Origin of the sequence: Sporosarcina sp. YIM B06819 (assembly GCF_033485175.1) — a bacterium.
Lineage (GTDB): Bacteria > Bacillota > Bacilli > Bacillales_A > Planococcaceae > Sporosarcina.
In genome coordinates this window covers 37293-54800 of the sequence record NZ_JAWLIQ010000002.1, presented here as the reverse complement: position 1 = coordinate 54800, position 17508 = coordinate 37293, and the positions used below count along the sequence as shown (strand labels likewise).

The following is a 17508-nucleotide window of genomic DNA, read 5'->3' as shown; positions in this document are numbered from 1 at the left end:
AGAATAGATAAAGGTGAAGAAAAAGTGAGCGTTATATTTTTATCAGTTCACCTTTTTAGAGTGGAGGATAGCTATATGAAATATATTGAGCATACAAAAGAACTAACACGGCATTTCATCAAAAATATAGAGACAGAAACAACAATCGCTCAGCTAGCGCTACTGCTAAATTGCTCAGAACGCCACAGCAAAACCGTCATGAAGTATTTACATCAGCAAGGACATATTCGTTGGGTAGTTCAAAAAGGTCGAGGCAAAAAGCCGAAAATCACTGTACTTCAATCCAACGATGAGATTCAGCTGACAGAAGCAAAGCACAACATTCAGCAAGGCCATTACAAAGATGCATTCCAGATTATTCAGCAGTTTGATAGCCATTTACAAGATGATTTTCAACGGTGGTTCGAAGAGCATTTAGGTCTGTCACAAGAAAACACGACAGAACTGAACAACGATGTGCTGCGCTATCCCTTTTATGAAACAAGTCTTATCATGGATCCTCCATACATCCTTTCCAGGCATGATGCACATATGGTCCAACAAATTTTTGACCGTCTTGTAGAATACGACTCTATCTCTCAGCAACTGCTTCCTCGAATTGCTCACCATTGGGAGAGTTCGGATGGGCAGCAATGGACTTTTTATCTTCGAAAAGGCATCCGCTTCCACCATGGACGCGAGTTAACAAGTGAGGATGTAAAAGCAACTTTTACACGATTCCCTTTGCAGGAACCGATTATTCAAAATCTCAAACAGATTGACACGCCATCCCAAACCGCAATTATTTTTCATCTAAAAAATCCGGATTTTCTCTTTCCGAGATATTTATCTAACAAAAAGGCATCCATTATACCAATTGAAATGATTGAGAAGGATGACAGTTTTAGTCTACACCCTGTTGGTTGCGGCCCCTTTCAATTAGTGCGGCACGATGAAGACATGGTTCGCCTCGATGTCTTCCCAGACTATTATGGAAATCGACCATGGCTGGATTGCGTAGAAATCATCAAAACCCCTTTCACAATTCATGCTGAAGCGAAACATCCTCTACTGTTAAATGCACCGGATGCCTCATGGAAGGAAATTCGTGTTCAGGAGGAAGGCGCAGATTATATCGCATTCAATTGTCGTAAAAATGGACCAATGCAAGACGCACAGTTCCGCCGATTCATCTATTCAATCGTTAACCGAGCTGATTTTTGTTTGCAGGGCGGAAATGAAAAAGTCGCATACAGTTTTGTCACTGAGCGGTCAATGATACTAAACAATAAGGAGCATCAGCCTTCAATTGAATGTATTCCACCAGATGTTATTATTAAAATTGCGGCACAACAAATTCGACCAGATGCTAATCACGAACGTGAGGCACTCATTCTTCAACTGCAGCTGGCAGAGCACGGAATCATATCTACTGTAGAACTCTTCGACTTACCTGAACTGAATGATAGGCTGTTCGATTGTTTTGATATGTTTGTCGGTGGTATTGCCTTAGGGGAGGATCGACTATTATCTGTTTTGACAGCGAGCCAATCATCTACCCTACCCATCTACCCTTGCTTAACTGATGAAATGAAAAAAGTGGTTGATCAAAAAATTACCACAATTAAAGAATCTAGAACTGATAAAACGCGTTGGGAATCGTATTTTCAATTAGAGTCGTATTTAACAACGAACCACATACTTCTTTTTTTAACGCATCGTTCACACACTATATATGAACCGGGAAATAGCTCGTATGTGAATATACAATTGGATCGTAATGGGAGAATTGACTATCGAAAAGTATGGAAACGAGCTGGTAGATAGGGGGCGTATACATTTTGCGTAGGCGTAAATGAATGAAGTTACTGCTCTTTATTCCCCGGAAATCACGAGTATTTCCGGGGAAATCGCGCGAAAACGGAAATTTCGCAGATTAAAGCGTAATTACATGAAAATAGTAGACCCCGTCCCCTATATTAATAAAGATTCCGACAAATATACTGACTTTTTCGTCAACCATAGTTAGAATAGACATAGCACGCATGATTACTTTTAGGGGGAAATAACAATGACTATCCAATTCACAGCACATGAAGAATTTTTCACATTCCATGATCCAATGCAAGAGCGAAAACTCACTGACCGCAAAACCGAAATCCGTAAAGATCCACTTACAGGTGAAACATCACGCATTATTTTTGATCCTGGAGCTCCATTTGTACCGACGGATTACAGCGAACTTGCGAAAGAGACAGCAGGTAGCAAATGTCCCTTCTGTCCTGAAAATGTACAATCATTTACACCGACTTTCCCTGAAACGCTAGTGACAGGAGGTAGACTTACCAAAGGCGAAGCAGTCGTTTTTCCAAATTTATTTCCGTATAGTAAACACAATGCCGTCGTTCGCATGTGTGATCTGCATTACGTGAAGCTCGATGCATTCACAGCTCCGATGATTGCCGATTCATTTTCAGCTGCACATGACTATTTGAACAAAGTAATTGCCCAGGATGCACAAACAACGTATGCATCCATCAACTGGAACTACTTACCGCCATCAGGAGGTAGTATTTTACATCCACATATTCATGTATTGGCATCTGAACACCCTACGAACTATCAGGCAACAACATCAGCAGCAGCCGCGCAATTTCACAATACACAAGGTCAAAACTTCTATGCTGCATTAGTTGAACAAGAACGCGAACTAGATGAACGTTTCATCGGGACAGCCGGAACGATTGACTGGCTACATGCGTTCGCACCCAAAAGCCATACCGACTTTATCGGCGTATTCAACGCTGCTTCTCTTGATGAATTGACCGATGACAACTGGCAAGACCTTGCCGACAGCCTTACACGTTTCTTCCGTTACTTTAACAGCATCGGCATTGCCAGTTTCAATCTCGGGCTCTTTATTCCCGTTTCACCTAATGGCGCTGAACGAGTTCACGTTCGACTTGTCCCCCGCCTCACTATTGGCGCACTTCAAACGAGCGACATGAACGTCTTTAACTTCCTGCATAATGAACCGCTGTGCTTAAAAGTTCCAGAACAAATTGCAAAAGAGGTTGTCCCTTTTTTCGGCTGAAAAAATGAAAAATCGCAGCTAGACAACAATTCCCCTGTTGTCTAGCTGCGTTTTCAACTAAAATAATAGGAAGAAAAACGGTAGAAAGAAGATAGATAGCACAATAACAAGCAAAACGCCTGGAATCACAACTGTCCAAAAGCCACGCCATCCGGAGATTCTATGCGCTTCCGCAACAACCATTACCGTAATGATGAAACTCCATATACCTAGCACAATACCGACAAATCCACTAAAAAACTGCCAAATTAACCGCCAACCTGAGACAGTAAAATCTTCTACAAATAAAGATTTCCCCAATATAAGGAGATCCGGAATCCATATAAGCCCTCCAAGTATGACAGGTATATACGATATCGCAAAAGCCATTTTCAGCTCAGCAAAAGTCCCTGTACCACCGAACCATGTACCAACCATCGTAGCAATCCCAGCACCAATCCACCAACCAATTAATCCTAAAACAGGGCTTAATACTATCAACCAGATAAAAAAACTAGGCGATGTAAAAGTGGCACCCAGATTATTTTGCGTCGCCGCATTCAACACATCAAATAGACCGGCAATTATGACCAACATGATGGCATACTTCATCGTCTTATGGTCGATCGCATAACGTACAGTTTCTCTTGGTTCCAGCCAAATAGACGTCCATAGATTCCGTTGTTCTTTCTTATCCAACGCATCATTTCCCTCATTCATAGATGAACACCCTCTTTCACTACCTATTCTACGTGTAGTAGGATAATAAGTTTCATCGAAAACAAAAAGATGTAGAAGCCTATCGCCTCTACACCATTATTGCCTTACAGTAATTAACTGCTCCGCCATTTTAATCTTTCCATCATAAAGTCTCTGCGCTAATAGTTCCTTCGCCTCGATAGAAGCTTTCAAATAATCCGTATCATTGACCGTGGCCACAATTGTAAACTTATAGCCATATGGACTCGTATCTAATGAATGCAAGCCATAAATCTTATACATTTCCTCAAACTCACCCGTAGATGAATCTACTTTTAAATAATGCTTTTGCATTCCATTCAACTCTTCACAAACCTCTTGCAATAATTGCTTTACCTCGCCTGGATTCTGCTTAAAAGACACAATGATACTTTCAAAGACTCGTCTTTTCTCCACGGAGCCATTGACAAATTTCCGGATTTCTCCATTAGAAATCGTCACCAGTTTTCCATTAATCAACCGAATCTTCACAATCCGAAAACCTAATTCCTCAATCGTTCCACCTTCAAGCTCGCCATTGACATGGACAAAATCACCTTGTTTAATTGTCCCTTCAAAAATCATGAATATCCCACTGATAATATCATTGATAAGTTTTTGAGCACCAAAGCCAATGACAGCTGCAATAATTCCCCCAGCCACTATGACTTCCTTCAAATCACCGACAAATGGTTTGATTGCCGCGATTAAAATAATGATAGCAAAGACATACTTGGATGTATTTTTCACAACACTTTCAATCGTTTCTTTCTTTTTTTCTTCTAAAATTGTTGTACGCTTAAATAATTGCTGCATCGCGATTCTAAAAATAACGAGAAGTCCATACGTTATAGCAATCGTCAACGCTAATTTTGAAAAATAAGAACTTACATCGTCAAAACCAAACGGAAAAAATTTTCGTATTTCTTGTAAAATACCTTGCATAGCTATCCAAATCCTTTTCTGCAAAAATCTGCAAGTCGCATAATCGTCATACACCACTTACTGATTATAGTAGCAGGTATTGCGCTGAAAATCATTTTTCAACGCAGACAATCCCCAATCGCACATAGAATTGGGGATTGTCTGGATTTTATTGTACTGGCAAATATCCTAAGCTACTCTAAGCGTGGAGGTTCATTATTAATTTCCCTCGATTGCCTTCAGCTGATCCAATTGAATCATGCCCTTAATATTACTACTTTTAATATAATCTGCTTCTTTACTAATATCGGCCATCTCCTGAATGACTTGCTCATTGACAGCTGTTGTTACTTCAAGATGCGCAAATGCTGCCTGCAGTTCTTCTTTATTAATTTCTTTCCCTGTTAAGCCTTTGATATGCTGAATGACTAGGTCTTGGCTTTCTTGTGGATTTTGTTTTATAAAAGCAACCGCTCTAGTGTGAGCTGTTAAATAAGCTGTGACAAATGGTTCATTACTCACAAAGTTTTTAGTCGCTGCGACAACTGTATTGGTCGATTCTTTGCCCCACGCAAACGACTCCCAATCTAGCAATAACTTGCCGTTCGCCTGCGTTTCTAAAATATAGCCCCATGGCTCTTGCGTTGCTGCTGCATCCACTGACTTTTGGATGAATAGCGTTGCTGTATCAGCAGGTGCCGCTGCAAATAATTCAACTGTTCCACCATTCGATGTCGGCTTCAATCCAACATCCTTGAGCGCTTTACGCAGCATGACATCTTGAGTACTGCCAATGACAGGAATAGCTACTTTTTTTCCGTCTAAATCCGCTAGATTTGTAATATTACTATGTTCACTCGTAACAAGCACAGCTCCACCATTGACAGCGCCTGAAATAATATGGTAATTCGGATCTTTCACATATAAATTTAATAATGGCCCCGGTCCAACAGTGCCGACATCGATTGATTTAGTCACCAGTGCTTCCGTGAACAAGCCACCATTACTGACCGTCTTCGTATTGATCTTAATATCTTCTCCGAACTCTTCGGCAAAATAGCCTTTTTCTAAGGCAACAATCGTTGCGATATGTGTTAAGTTTGGAAAATAACCGATATTTACTTCTTTACTACCGGCTGCACCTTGATCTCCTTTGCCACATGCTGTTCCAAAAGCTAATACCAGTATCGAAATAACTCCAAGCATCCATAATTTACGTTTCATTTTTCTCTCTCCCCCGAATGATGTCATTTAATGAATGCCCCATTTTTTCTGGACACTACGTTCTAATCGTAAAAACACCAGATTATCCATAATCGTACCGATAACACCAATGATAATCATGACGGAAATGACTAAATCCATCTGGCCAAGCGATCTGCCCGTTTCTAGTAGATGGCCAAGTCCCCCTCCTCCACCAAGTAATTCACCGGCCATTAACGCACGCCATGAAAATGCCCAGGCGATGCGTAAGCCCGATATAATTTGTGGAACAGATGCCGGTAAGATCACTGTTCGTAAAAAGTGGAAGCCACTTGACCCTAATGTTTTAGCAACCCGTTGATACAATGACGGCACATTTTTAAAGCCACTTGTTGCACTGATCGTCATGGTCCATGTGGCCCCAATCGTGACGATAAACAGAATGGAGAAGTTATTTAAACCAAACCAGATAATGGCGAGTGGAAACCACACAATACTTGGAATGGATTGTAAAGCCGTTATCAGAAATCCTAGTGTGTCCTCTACAAGCTTAGAACGCCAGATTAGGTAGCCTAGGAACACGCCTACTACTACGGCTATCAAAAATCCAATGAGTAACCGTGCCATACTGGTGACAATCGCTGTCGTGATTTGCCCGCTAGTGATCCCCGAAAAAAGTGTTTGAAGTACTTGGGTTAGCGTTGGAAACATAAAATCTGGCAAACTTGATAATCTAGATGTTACTTCCCATATCGCCGCTAGTAGCCCGATGAAGAGGATCCGTCTCCAAAATGTAGTCATCCCCCATCTCCTCCTTTAACACTTTCTCTATTTCACCTTGTAATTCCGCTAAGATTACCTTCTCTAAATGGAATGTCACATCATTCGGTGTAATTCCATCTGTCGACGTCTTCATCGTATGAGTCGATTTAATTTTTCCAGGCCTTGTTTCAAACACAACAATTTTTTCAGATAATAAAACCGCTTCGCGAATATTATGTGTGATGAAGAAAATGGTCACTTTTGTTTTCCGCCATATTTCAAGCAGTTCATGATGCAAAACCATTCTTGTTTGCTCATCAAGAGCCGCAAATGGTTCATCCATCAACAAGACGGCGGGCTCCATCACGAGTGCACGCGCAATGGACACGCGTTGTTTCATGCCCCCCGAAAGCTGATGAGGATAGGAATCGATATAATTACTTAAATGCACCATTTTCAACATATCTTTTGCTTTATCTTGTGCCTCACCTTTAGCCATTCCTTTCAACAGCAAGCCGTAAGTAACGTTCTCCAGAACAGTAAGCCAAGGGAATAGCCCCGCTTCTTGAAATACAACGACGCGATCTGGTCCCGCATCCGTCACTTTCTTTCCTTCAATGCGGATTTCTCCTTTGTCAGCCTTCTCAAGACCCGCAATGAGATACAGCAACGTGGACTTGCCGCATCCTGATGGACCAACAATCGAAACAAACTGACCTTTCTCCACTTCTAATTGGATATTATCGAGTACTTTCACTTGCCCTTTTTCTGCGTGAGGAAAGCTTTTTTCGATGCCATCAATTGTTAAATACATGCGAATCCGCCTCCCTTCAAAATGCCGATTAAATCAATATATTTAATAAAAAATCACTAATTTCTATATCATTTGACAACTATTATTCTAAAAATTCTCTTCGTTTTTTTTGAGTTGTGACCGCTATGAAATGATGATTAAAATGTAAATAAATCACTCGACAAGTAACGTTCACCTGAATCTGGTGCTATACAGACGACTGTATCGTTTGGCGTCAGACGCTTCGCAACGATGAGGGCTGAGTAGATAGATGCGCCTCCCGACGGACCAACAAGAAGCCCTTCTCGCGCCGCGGCACTACGGACAATGTCATACGCTTCTTCATCCTTAATCTGAAATATTTCATTATAAATAGTCGTATTTAACACCGAAGGAATAAAGCCAGGGCTGGTCCCGACGAGTTTATGTTTCCCTGGCTCTCCGCCTGATAGTACAGGCGATCCCGCAGGCTCCACAACATGAACAGTGATGTTGGCATCATGCTCTTTCAGTGCCTCTCCAGTTCCTGTCACCGTACCACCCGTGCCTGACGTACAAACGAAAGCAGTCAGTGTCCGATTAATAGATGCTAGCGCCTCAATGATTTCAACAGCTGTCGTTGTTCGATGAGCGTCTGGATTGGCTGCATTTTCAAATTGCATCGGAATAAAACTATTATCAATTTGCGAAGCCAATTCATTGGCCTTAGCAATCGCCCCAGGCATCCGCTCTTCACTAGGTGTTAGGACGACTTCCGCTCCGTAAGCCTTCATTAAATTGATGCGTTCAATCGTTGCGTTATCTGGCATGACAAAAATCGCCCGATACCCTCTTGCTGCCGCATTCATCGCTAATCCAATGCCCGTATTTCCAGACGTTGGCTCAATAATCGTTGCCACTTCCTTCAATTGCCCACTTTTCTCAGCCTCAACAATCATATTAAAAGCCGCCCGATCCTTGACACTTTTGCTCGGATTAAAAGACTCCAGCTTGACGTAAACAGCTGCCCCCCGCGGATCAGCAAGCCTATTTAATCTGACCAATGGTGTTTGACCAATCAGTTCAGCTATATTATTCACGACTCTCACAGCCATCATCCTTTCAAATCCCACATTATCTTACTAGAAGAAAGGCAAATTCAACTAAGCCTCTCAATAAAGGAATAATCGTTTTCAAAGCGATCTATCATCTCCAGAAATGCTTGCTGCATTCCATACGATTGTCGATATGATTCGCCCGTAATTTCTTTCAATATGCGCATTTTTGTTGGTTGATCAAATCTAGAATGCTTCACTTTATCCCGAGCGAACGCAAGGAAATTTAAATAGTCCTTATAAGAGTCATCATACTTCTCCGCCAGTTCATCACGAATAACCGTAGCCAACGAGGGACTAGACCCACCCGTCGCCACACAAATCGTTAAGTCACCGCGCTCCAGCTTAGCTGGTACTTGAAAGTCACTTAACGCCTGGCTATCCACGACATTTACAAGCTGATGTTCACCAGTTGAAGCAGCGACAAACGCATTGACTTGCCGCTGATTCGTCGCTGCAATGACGAGTAAAGCATCTTGAAGATCTTGCGGCTCAAACGCTTTATTATGCCACTTAATTTGCTTATCTATAAATAGTGCTTCCATTTTCAAATGAAGGGCTGGGCTAATGACTGTTACGTTAGCCCCCGCCTGCAATAAGCCAAGTGTCTTCCGATAGGCAATCGTGCCGCCCCCAACAACGACAGCTGCTTTGTTTTTCATATTCAACATGATTGGATATGTTCCCATCCCTAAAGCCACCTATCGTTCCAAAGTTACGCTAACTTACTATGCATTTGTACTAGCTACCTCATCATGAAAATCCAGACCATTTTGAACGGCATTGACATGACCCGATCGGATGACAAAGTCACCAAAATGCTCGCCTTCCAATCTTTCTTTTGCATATTGTGCCAGTAGTGGTTTAAGTAAAGCCAAAATCTCTTCTTCTCCGACATTTTCACGATAGATTTTGTTTAAACGATCGCCAGCAAAACTCGCACCTACATACATATTGTATTTGCCAGGCGCTTTCCCTATAAAAGCAATTTCCCCTAATGCTGGACGTGAACAACCATTCGGACAGCCCGACATACGAATAACAATTTCTTTGTCCCGTAAGCCAGATTCATCTAAAAGGACTTCAATTTTATCTACTAACAAAGGTAAATAGCGCTCTGCTTCTGCCATCGCCAGCCCACATGTTGGAAACGCAACGCAAGACATAGAACTGCGACGTAATGCAGAATGGTGCGCACCGTCAGTCATATTATGCCGTTCTAGCAACTCCACAATTTCCTTCTTTTTCTGGCTCGTCACATTACTAATGACAAGGTTTTGGTTTGGACTCAGTCGGAAATCTCCCGTATGGATGTTGGCGATTTCTCGTAGACCTGTCATGAGTGGATACCCATCCACATCGCGAACCCGCCCATTTTCGATAAACAGCGTGTAATGCCATTTTCCATCATTGCCTTTAATCCAACCATAGCGGTCGCCATTATGCTCAAAACGATACGCGCGTGCAGCTTCAAGATCCCAGCCTAAACGGTTATTGAGCTCACTTGCAATCCACTCCAACCCTTTCGTATCGACTGTATACTTAAAACGAGCATATTTTCGGACAGAACGATTCCCGTAATCGCGCTGAATCGTAATCACTTTTTCCGCGACTTCAATAATTTTATCAGGTGTACAGAAACCAATTACCCTCGCCAACTGCGGATATGTCGCTGCATCTCCATGCGTCATCCCCATGCCGCCACCGACAGCAATATTGAAACCAACTAATTGGTCATCTTCTAAAATGGCAATCATCCCAAGGTCCTGTGAAAAGACATCAATATCATTGCTAGGCGGAACTGCCAAACCAATTTTAAATTTACGTGGTAAATATAGCTCACCATACATCGGCTCAACTTCGACCTCTTGGCTATTCACCACTTTTTCGCCGTCCAACCAAATTTCATGGTAGGCTTGCGTCCGCGGAGATAAGTATTCACTCAATTCGCGGGCCAATTCATACACTTCCGCGTGAATGTCTGATTGGTAGGGATTCGGATTACACATAACATTACGATTGACATCCCCACAAGCTGCCAGAGTATCCATCAATGCTGCATTAATTTCTTGCACGTTTTTCTTCATATTCCACTTTAAAATGCCGTGCATTTGGAATGATTGGCGCGTTGTTAATTTCAGCGTCCCATTGCCATATTTATTGGCAAGATCATCCATCACCAGCCATTGCGCGGGTGTGGCAATACCACCTGGTGCACGCACTCGTACCATAAATTGATACGCTGGTTCTAACTTTTGACGTTGGCGCTCGTTGCGTAAATCACGGTCATCTTGTAAATAACTGCCATGGAATTTCATCAACCGATTATCATCATCATTAATCCCAGAGCTGATTTGTTCTGTCAGTGATTGTGCAAGCGATCCCCGCAAATAGTTACTTTCTAGCTTAATGCGCTCGACATCACTCGGCTTGCCCGCTTGTGGCGGTAATACAATTTTTTTCGTCATCTACGCTTGCTCCCTTCACAATTTCCTTAATAAACATCTCTCTGATAGCGTTTCTGCTGTTGCATCTCTGCCAAATAGTCTGCCGCTTCTTTCGCATTCAAGCCGCCTTCATCCTGCAAAATGGTTTCCAATGTATCGTGGACATCTGCGGCCATATGTTTTTCATCCCCACAAACGTAAAGGACAGCTCCCTCTTCCAACCACTCGAAAAGTTCCTGACTTTTCTCTAGCATGCGGTGCTGTACATACACCTTGTCGGCTGTATCACGTGAAAATGCCACATCAATTTGCGTCAAGATGCCTTCTTTCGCGAAGCGTTGCCATTCTGTCTGATACAAAAAATCAGTCGTATAATGCTGATCGCCAAAAAATAACCATGTCTTCCCTTCCGCGCCAATTTCCTCGCGTTCTTCGAGGAATGCTCGGAACGGTGCAATGCCTGTTCCAGGTCCAATCATAATGATTGGTGTATTAGGATTTGCCGGTAATCTAAAGTTCTGATTGCTTTGCACGTAAACGGACAAATGGTCTCCTGGTTGTGCGCGTAACGCTAATTCCCCCGAGCAAACACCTAGTCGCTGACGGTCATGCGCTTCATAACGTAGCGTTCCAACCGTTAAATGGACTTCATCTGGATTGGCTTTTTGACTGCTCGCAATCGAATAGAGTCGCGCAGGGATTTTGCGAAGTATTGCGATAAATTCACATGCAGGCACTTGCCAAGGAGCAAAGTCACGCACAACATCTAACAAATCACGGCCATACATATAGTCCTTCAATTCCCGCTCTTTGCCTGCCACTACTAATTCTTTCAATGCAGGATTCGCAGTAAGCTCCGCTAGCTTTTGTAGCAATGGCTTCGTCAGCACGGTAATTTCAACAGTAGATAGCAATGCCTCACGTAACGGACGAAACGTTCCTTGTTTATTGACTGCAACAGGATCATCGCCATTCCAGCTCAGCTCCGCAATCAAAGCATCGACCAGCTCAGGATCATTTTGAGGATAAACACCCAAACTATCGCCTGGTTCAAACTGTAAATTAGATCCTTCCAGTGATAATTCAATATGACGTGTTTCTTTGTTCGAGCCACGTCCATTCAGATTCAAGTTTTCAAGAATTTCCGCCTTGAATGGATTTGTACGCGAATACTCAGCCTCTGCTGAAGCATCTTCTCCGGTAACTGCTTGTTGATCAACCGCAGAATGACTGCCTTGTAAATGATTTAATGCTACTAAAACTGTCGCAAACCATTCCTCTGCCGGTTCATCAAAATCTAAATCACAGTCGACACGCGGGCTAAGCTGTTTCGCACCTAATTCAAGCAGCCGCTCATCAAACTCTTTTCCTGTGTGACAGAAATATTCATAGGAGCTATCCCCTAAAGCAAGGACAGAATACTGAAGGTTTTCTAATCGTGGTGCTCTTTTCCCTAGCAGAAACTCGTAAAAAGGTAGCGCAGTATCTGGTGGATCGCCTTCTCCGTGTGTACTAACAATCAGCAATAAGTTGTCAATTTTCTTTAATGTATTTACCTTGAAATCATTCATCGACGTGAGTGTGACGTTAAAATTCTTTGCTTGTAAATTTTTTGTCAACTTACCCGCAAGCGCTTGTGCATTGCCTGTCTGAGAGCCAAATAGAATCGTTACCTCTTTCGTAATGACTTTTTCCACAATTTCTTGAGCCTCTAAAACAGCTGTACTACTAGACTCACTTGGCGTTTTCTCGATTTGACGAGCACTCAAATAGCCACCTAGCCAAATTTGCTGTGTCTCCGTTAATGCTGGCAGTAGCTGATTGAGAAGTGCCACCTGCTGCTCATTAAATGGACTATTCATCACTTGAAGAGTCATTGTATCCACCTCATATTTATAATAGTGTCGAGCTTAACCTTCATTTAAGTCTAATTTTTTCATTTTTTTCAATTTGAACAACAACATGATCTTGGACAACCAATGTAATCGAACCATAATTCATTGTTGTCAACATTTGCTTTAACGTATCAATCGCCAGTTCCACATTGTCCTTTCGATTTCCCATCGTAGTCTTCATCCTTTCATATCGCTTACATGATTGCTGGTGCAGCTAGCAAGTCATTTACCCGTTCAACAAGTACATCTTGAACATATTTGTGATAGCCCAAATTTTCGCAAAGAATAATCTGATGATCGTTTGAGGAATGCTTGGCAATTTTTCTTTCAATACCATTCATGAGGATTCCTGAAAATAATAGGTAAGGAATGATAAAAATTTGTCGGGGTGTCGTTTGCCGTATTTGCGCCAAGGCTTCATCAAACGAAGGGGATGTGCCATAGAGAAAACAAACGTCCACTTGTTGAAAGGGATACTTGTTCGCAAGTAGTTGTGCAATTTCTGTTAAATCACGTTTCACAGCTACATCACTGCTCCCCCGCCCTACGAGTAACACCTGTGCTTCTACATCAATCGGAACCTGCTTCTGGATAACTCGATCATATAAACTATCAACGATTTTTGGATGAATACCAAATGCTTTGCCGTATGTAAATTCAACATCAGGATACATAATCTTGCCTACCTCAATTTCAAAAGGAATATCCTCATTGGCATGATTCGCCGTTAATAACAGGATAGGAACAACAGCAATTTTAGTTGCGCCGCGTTCCACACACTTCGTAATCCCTTCATCAACACTCGGCGAGGCCAGTTCTAAAAAACAAATTTCTTGAATGGCAACGTCTATCATCACTTTGCAATTTTCGATAAATTGAATCGCTTCCTCGACACCTGCTTGTATTCGGCTACCATGGCCCACATATAAAACTGCCTGCATATTGCTCCCTCCCCATTACTCGTTATATAGATAGTTCCTTCATCAAAACCTCATTCAAATTACTTTGTTCAAACCACTGAATTTTTTCTCGCAGTTTGACCACTTCACCGACCACAATCATGCTTGGATTTTTAATATCCGATTTTGCCACAACATCAACAATAGTGGCAAGTGTTCCTGTCACCGTTTGTTGCGCTTCCGTAGTGCCCCAATGGATGAGCGCAACTGGCGTACTAGCGGGTTTACCATGCTTCGTCAATTGCTCACAAATATGAGGCAGGTTCCCGACTCCCATATAAATTGCCAGCGTATCGATGCCTTTCGCCAAGCTTTCCCAGTGAATGGCATCACTTTTTCCAGCACGCATATGCCCCGTAACAATCGCAAAACTAGAACTCAACTCGCGATGCGTCACTGGAATACCCGCATAGGCGGGAGCCGCGATTCCCGCCGTAATCCCGGGAACGACTTCAAATGGAATTCCATAATCCACTAGTGCCTCTGCTTCTTCCGCACCTCTCCCAAAAATGAAAGGATCCCCACCTTTTAACCGCGTCACCGTCTTGCCTTGCTTGGCAAACTTCACTAAAAAATGGTTTATGGTTTCTTGAATCATGGCATGATAGTTTGGTAGCTTACCGCAATAAATCAAATCTGCCCCCGGCTTCGCATAACGTAACAGCTCTTTATTGATCAATCGATCATACAAAATGACATCTGCCTCTTGAATACATCTCAACCCTTTAACAGTGATCAAATCAACATCGCCAGGTCCAGCACCTACTAAATATACTTTTCCCATCTTCTTCGCTCCTCTCACCGTTTTAGTTCAATATGATTTATGAATGAACCTCTTGTTGCTTCATTCCTTCGATCAATACCTCAATTACTTCCGGACGACTAAACGTCACAGGTAGCTGCTCACCATTGCGCAACATTTCCCTCACCTTTGTCCCCGACAAAATGACATGGTCACTCGCATCATGTGGGCATGTTTTCGGCGTCGCCATACTCGCACATTTGTTGCAATAAAAACTATGTTCGAAGAATAATAGCGTGATTCCTAGTTCTTCAGGCGTAAAATTACTAAATATTTTTTGCGCATCATAGGTGCCATAGTAATTACCCACCCCTGCATGATCCCGCCCGACAATAAAATGCGTGCAGCCAAAGTTCTTTCTTACCATCGCGTGGAAAACAGCTTCCCGTGGTCCTGCATAACGCATCGCCGCTGTAAATACACCTAAAAACACATGATCTTTGGCATAATAGTTTTCAAGCAATACTTCATAGCTTGTTAATCGTACATCTGCTGGCACATCATCCGACTTCGTTTCCCCAACTAATGGATTTAAAAACAAACCGTCAACAATTTCCAATGCTGTTTTTTGAATATACTCATGTGCACGATGTACAGGGTTTCTCGTTTGAAAGCCAACAACTGTATTCCAGCCAAGTGCCTGAAAGTTTTCACGGGTTTCAGATGGATCATATAGATAATCCGAAAACTCGTTCAACGGACGACGCTCAATTAGCGTAATCTTTCCGCCTAGGTAGACATTCGGTCGTTCAAACAGCTTCTTGACACCTGGATGCTCACGATCTGTCGTTTGATACACCAGTGCAGCCTCTTGTTCTTTATCAGGCGTGAAGATATCCGAAACGTCTAGCACCCCATAAACAACGCCATCTCTTACTAATTTCACAACACTGCCAATCGCAATGTTTTCCGCATTTTCCTCCGTCGTTGGCAATGTAATCGGAATTGTCCACGGCTCTCCCGTCGTCAATCTCATTGTTGTCACAACAGAATAATAATCTGCTTCAGACAGAAAACCACTTAAAGGACTATAGGCACCCGAACCAATCAAATCTAAATCACTACTCGCTATCTCATCTAGTTCAACGATTTCAGTAAGCCCTTCAAATTGAAATGTAGGATTCCAACGATTAATCAATATTCCACCATGCGGTTGACTCAAAGCCATTACGATTCCCCCATTAGATTAGTTAGTTTTATGCAAGCCACATTCTGTCTTCGTTTGATCAGCCCATCGTCCCGACCTCGAGCCTGTCGTTGTATCTCCTGGCATCGTACAAGGTGCACAGCCAATACTTGGATAGCCCTGATTATGCAGAGGATTATAGGGCAATTGATGTTGGTCAACATATGCCCAAATATCCTCCCACGTCCAGTGAATAAGCGGACATATTTTAACTGATTGAAATGTTTCGTCTTTATTGACGAAATTCGTCTGACTTCTTGATGGAGATTGCTCTCTCCTGAGTCCAGACAGCCAAGCAGTTGCACCACTCAATGCTTCACGCAGTGGGATCACTTTTCGCAAATAACAACAACGATCCGGCTGTCGTTCCCACAACTTGTCACCCAACTGTTCAGCTTGCTGCTCCACCGTAGAGGCTGGCTTTTTCAATTCAATCGCCAATTGCGGATAACGTTGCCGCACTTCGTCAATCAGTGCATACGTTTCTGGAAAATGAAGCCCCGTATCCAAAAATACGACTTTAGCTGTCGGTTTAATTTGTGCGATTAAATCAATCATCACAATTCCTTCCACTCCGAAGCTACAAGCATAGACAAGCTCCTCATCATAAGCGCCATACGCCCAGCGCAATACATTAAGCGCTCCTTTTGTTTCATCGTCGATTCCAAAATTCTGATCCGACTCTATCCAATCCGTGTACGTCTGCTTTACCATAATCAAACCCCCTTTCTTTAGTTTTTAAAAAAGGCGATTTTAATCTGTTATCGATTAAAATCGCCTCTACTTTTTGTAGTCAGCATATGATTATTGATTATAATATCCTTACAATCCCTATAAGTCAAGTAGGCTTTAAGATATTCTATTCCCTTTATCTCAAAATGTTACGACAATAGCTACTTTTTAAATATAATCATTGTCCTTCAAATAAGTAATAATGGCTTCGACAGACTCTTCAACACTTAATTGATGGCTGTCAATGACGATTTCAGCATGAGTGGGCTCTTCATAAGGTGCATCAATCCCTGTAAAACCTTTGATTTCACCTAATCTTGCTTTTTTGTAAAGTCCTTTTGTGTCACGCTGCTCACAAATTTCTAAACTAGCCTGCACATAAATCTCGATAAATTCATCCGCTTCAACAAGTTGGCGCACTTGTTCACGATCATCACGATACGGAGAAATAAATGCCGTCAACGTAAACAAACCTGCGTCGACCATCAATTTGGATACTTCGCCAATTCTACGAATATTTTCTGTCCGATCCTCGGGACTAAACCCTAAATTATTATTCAAGCCATGACGGACATTATCGCCATCTAATCGGTACGTATGAAATCCTTGTGTATACAATGCTGTTTCCAACGCAACTGAAATCGTTGACTTGCCAGACCCAGATAATCCCGTAAACCAAAGAATTGCACTTTTATGACCTTTTTGTTGCTGGCGATTTTCTTTCGTCACCTCTGATTCGTGCCACACAATATTTGTTGACGCTGCCATTACCTTCTCCCCCTTATTTGTTAGTAGTCTACTGAACATGTTCTAACAGTAAGGAGAAAAACGGGAAATGTCAATGACTTTTCAGACTATTTTTTAATTCTTATCTGTTTAATAGGCTTTAAGTCAAAAAAAAGAGCAAATCAGTGAAAAGAT

General features: G+C 42.2%; 17 protein-coding genes. 2 read left to right on the top strand and 15 right to left on the bottom strand.

All coding sequences use genetic code 11. From position 1 onward, the window contains the following. The first annotated feature begins 75 nt into the window (after positions 1-75). Together R2B72_RS01765 and R2B72_RS01760 are read left to right on the top strand one after the other, a co-directional pair. Complete coding sequence (locus tag R2B72_RS01765) at positions 76-1806, top strand: ABC transporter substrate-binding protein (RefSeq protein ID WP_318614425.1); 1731 nt, start codon at positions 76-78, stop codon at positions 1804-1806. 244 nt (positions 1807-2050) lie between these two features. Beyond that, positions 2051-3073 (top strand): hypothetical protein, encoded by a 1023-nt coding sequence (locus R2B72_RS01760; RefSeq protein WP_318614424.1) that lies wholly within the window; start codon positions 2051-2053, stop codon positions 3071-3073. A gap of 57 nt (positions 3074-3130) precedes the next feature. Here the strand turns inward: R2B72_RS01760 and R2B72_RS01755 are convergent, their stop codons facing one another. The 15 genes from R2B72_RS01755 to cysC form a co-directional block, all read right to left on the bottom strand. Further along, a complete protein-coding gene (locus R2B72_RS01755) occupies positions 3131-3772 on the bottom strand; it encodes a Yip1 family protein (RefSeq protein ID WP_318614422.1) in 642 nt (213 codons plus the stop codon). 96 nt (positions 3773-3868) lie between these two features. Next, positions 3869-4735 carry a mechanosensitive ion channel family protein gene (locus tag R2B72_RS01750; RefSeq protein WP_318614421.1) on the bottom strand — a complete coding sequence of 289 codons (867 nt, stop codon included), beginning with the start codon at positions 4733-4735 and terminating at the stop codon, positions 3869-3871. Positions 4736-4933: 198 nt separating this feature from the next. Then, positions 4934-5938: an aliphatic sulfonate ABC transporter substrate-binding protein gene (locus R2B72_RS01745; protein WP_318614420.1), complete on the bottom strand. Its 1005-nt coding sequence runs from the start codon at positions 5936-5938 to the stop codon at positions 4934-4936. A 27-nt stretch (positions 5939-5965) separates the two neighbouring features. Next, a complete protein-coding gene (locus tag R2B72_RS01740; RefSeq protein ID WP_318614418.1) occupies positions 5966-6718 on the bottom strand; it encodes an ABC transporter permease in 753 nt (250 codons plus the stop codon). Next, positions 6651-7493, bottom strand: coding sequence for an ABC transporter ATP-binding protein (locus tag R2B72_RS01735; protein WP_318614417.1), 843 nt, complete (start codon positions 7491-7493; stop codon positions 6651-6653). The genes R2B72_RS01740 and R2B72_RS01735 overlap by 68 nt, the downstream gene beginning before the upstream one ends. A 137-nt stretch (positions 7494-7630) precedes the next feature. Beyond that, a complete protein-coding gene (cysK, locus tag R2B72_RS01730) occupies positions 7631-8560 on the bottom strand; it encodes a cysteine synthase A (protein WP_318614668.1) in 930 nt (309 codons plus the stop codon). 50 nt (positions 8561-8610) lie between these two features. Beyond that, a complete protein-coding gene (locus R2B72_RS01725) occupies positions 8611-9255 on the bottom strand; it encodes a bifunctional precorrin-2 dehydrogenase/sirohydrochlorin ferrochelatase (protein WP_318614416.1) in 645 nt (214 codons plus the stop codon). Positions 9256-9294: 39 nt separating this feature from the next. Further along, the gene (gene cysI / locus R2B72_RS01720) at positions 9295-11034 is read right to left on the bottom strand and encodes an assimilatory sulfite reductase (NADPH) hemoprotein subunit (RefSeq protein WP_318614414.1); all 1740 of its coding nucleotides are present in this window, start codon (positions 11032-11034) and stop codon (positions 9295-9297) included. A 26-nt stretch (positions 11035-11060) separates the two neighbouring features. Then, positions 11061-12890 (bottom strand): assimilatory sulfite reductase (NADPH) flavoprotein subunit, encoded by a 1830-nt coding sequence (locus R2B72_RS01715; RefSeq protein WP_318614412.1) that lies wholly within the window; start codon positions 12888-12890, stop codon positions 11061-11063. 40 nt (positions 12891-12930) lie between these two features. Continuing rightward, on the bottom strand, positions 12931-13089 hold the full coding sequence (locus tag R2B72_RS01710; RefSeq protein WP_412177775.1) for a YezD family protein: 159 nt from the start codon (positions 13087-13089) through the stop codon (positions 12931-12933). Between the two features lie 13 nt (positions 13090-13102). Beyond that, positions 13103-13849: a sirohydrochlorin chelatase gene (locus R2B72_RS01705; protein WP_318614410.1), complete on the bottom strand. Its 747-nt coding sequence runs from the start codon at positions 13847-13849 to the stop codon at positions 13103-13105. A 22-nt stretch (positions 13850-13871) separates the two neighbouring features. Then, positions 13872-14651: a uroporphyrinogen-III C-methyltransferase gene (gene cobA / locus R2B72_RS01700; protein ID WP_318614409.1), complete on the bottom strand. Its 780-nt coding sequence runs from the start codon at positions 14649-14651 to the stop codon at positions 13872-13874. Between the two features lie 37 nt (positions 14652-14688). Further along, positions 14689-15837: a sulfate adenylyltransferase gene (gene sat / locus R2B72_RS01695; protein ID WP_318614408.1), complete on the bottom strand. Its 1149-nt coding sequence runs from the start codon at positions 15835-15837 to the stop codon at positions 14689-14691. A gap of 18 nt (positions 15838-15855) precedes the next feature. Then, the gene (locus R2B72_RS01690) at positions 15856-16569 is read right to left on the bottom strand and encodes a phosphoadenylyl-sulfate reductase (protein ID WP_318614407.1); all 714 of its coding nucleotides are present in this window, start codon (positions 16567-16569) and stop codon (positions 15856-15858) included. Between the two features lie 186 nt (positions 16570-16755). Continuing rightward, entirely contained in the window at positions 16756-17355 is a 600-nt protein-coding gene (gene cysC, locus R2B72_RS01685) for an adenylyl-sulfate kinase (RefSeq protein WP_318614406.1), read from the bottom strand. Positions 17356-17508: the final 153 nt, after the last annotated feature.

Coding starts and splice junctions, on each gene's coding strand:
- R2B72_RS01765 (WP_318614425.1), top strand. CDS start 76: ATGAAATATATTGAGCATACAAAAGAACTAACACGGCATTTCATCAAA.
- R2B72_RS01760 (WP_318614424.1), top strand. CDS start 2,051: ATGACTATCCAATTCACAGCACATGAAGAATTTTTCACATTCCATGAT.
- R2B72_RS01755 (WP_318614422.1), bottom strand. CDS start 3,772: ATGAATGAGGGAAATGATGCGTTGGATAAGAAAGAACAACGGAATCTA.
- R2B72_RS01750 (WP_318614421.1), bottom strand. CDS start 4,735: ATGCAAGGTATTTTACAAGAAATACGAAAATTTTTTCCGTTTGGTTTT.
- R2B72_RS01745 (WP_318614420.1), bottom strand. CDS start 5,938: ATGAAACGTAAATTATGGATGCTTGGAGTTATTTCGATACTGGTATTA.
- R2B72_RS01740 (WP_318614418.1), bottom strand. CDS start 6,718: ATGACTACATTTTGGAGACGGATCCTCTTCATCGGGCTACTAGCGGCG.
- R2B72_RS01735 (WP_318614417.1), bottom strand. CDS start 7,493: ATGTATTTAACAATTGATGGCATCGAAAAAAGCTTTCCTCACGCAGAA.
- R2B72_RS01725 (WP_318614416.1), bottom strand. CDS start 9,255: ATGGGAACATATCCAATCATGTTGAATATGAAAAACAAAGCAGCTGTC.
- cysI (WP_318614414.1), bottom strand. CDS start 11,034: ATGACGAAAAAAATTGTATTACCGCCACAAGCGGGCAAGCCGAGTGAT.
- R2B72_RS01715 (WP_318614412.1), bottom strand. CDS start 12,890: ATGACTCTTCAAGTGATGAATAGTCCATTTAATGAGCAGCAGGTGGCA.
- R2B72_RS01710 (WP_412177775.1), bottom strand. CDS start 13,089: ATGAAGACTACGATGGGAAATCGAAAGGACAATGTGGAACTGGCGATT.
- R2B72_RS01705 (WP_318614410.1), bottom strand. CDS start 13,849: ATGCAGGCAGTTTTATATGTGGGCCATGGTAGCCGAATACAAGCAGGT.
- cobA (WP_318614409.1), bottom strand. CDS start 14,651: ATGGGAAAAGTATATTTAGTAGGTGCTGGACCTGGCGATGTTGATTTG.
- sat (WP_318614408.1), bottom strand. CDS start 15,837: ATGGCTTTGAGTCAACCGCATGGTGGAATATTGATTAATCGTTGGAAT.
- R2B72_RS01690 (WP_318614407.1), bottom strand. CDS start 16,569: ATGGTAAAGCAGACGTACACGGATTGGATAGAGTCGGATCAGAATTTT.
- cysC (WP_318614406.1), bottom strand. CDS start 17,355: ATGGCAGCGTCAACAAATATTGTGTGGCACGAATCAGAGGTGACGAAA.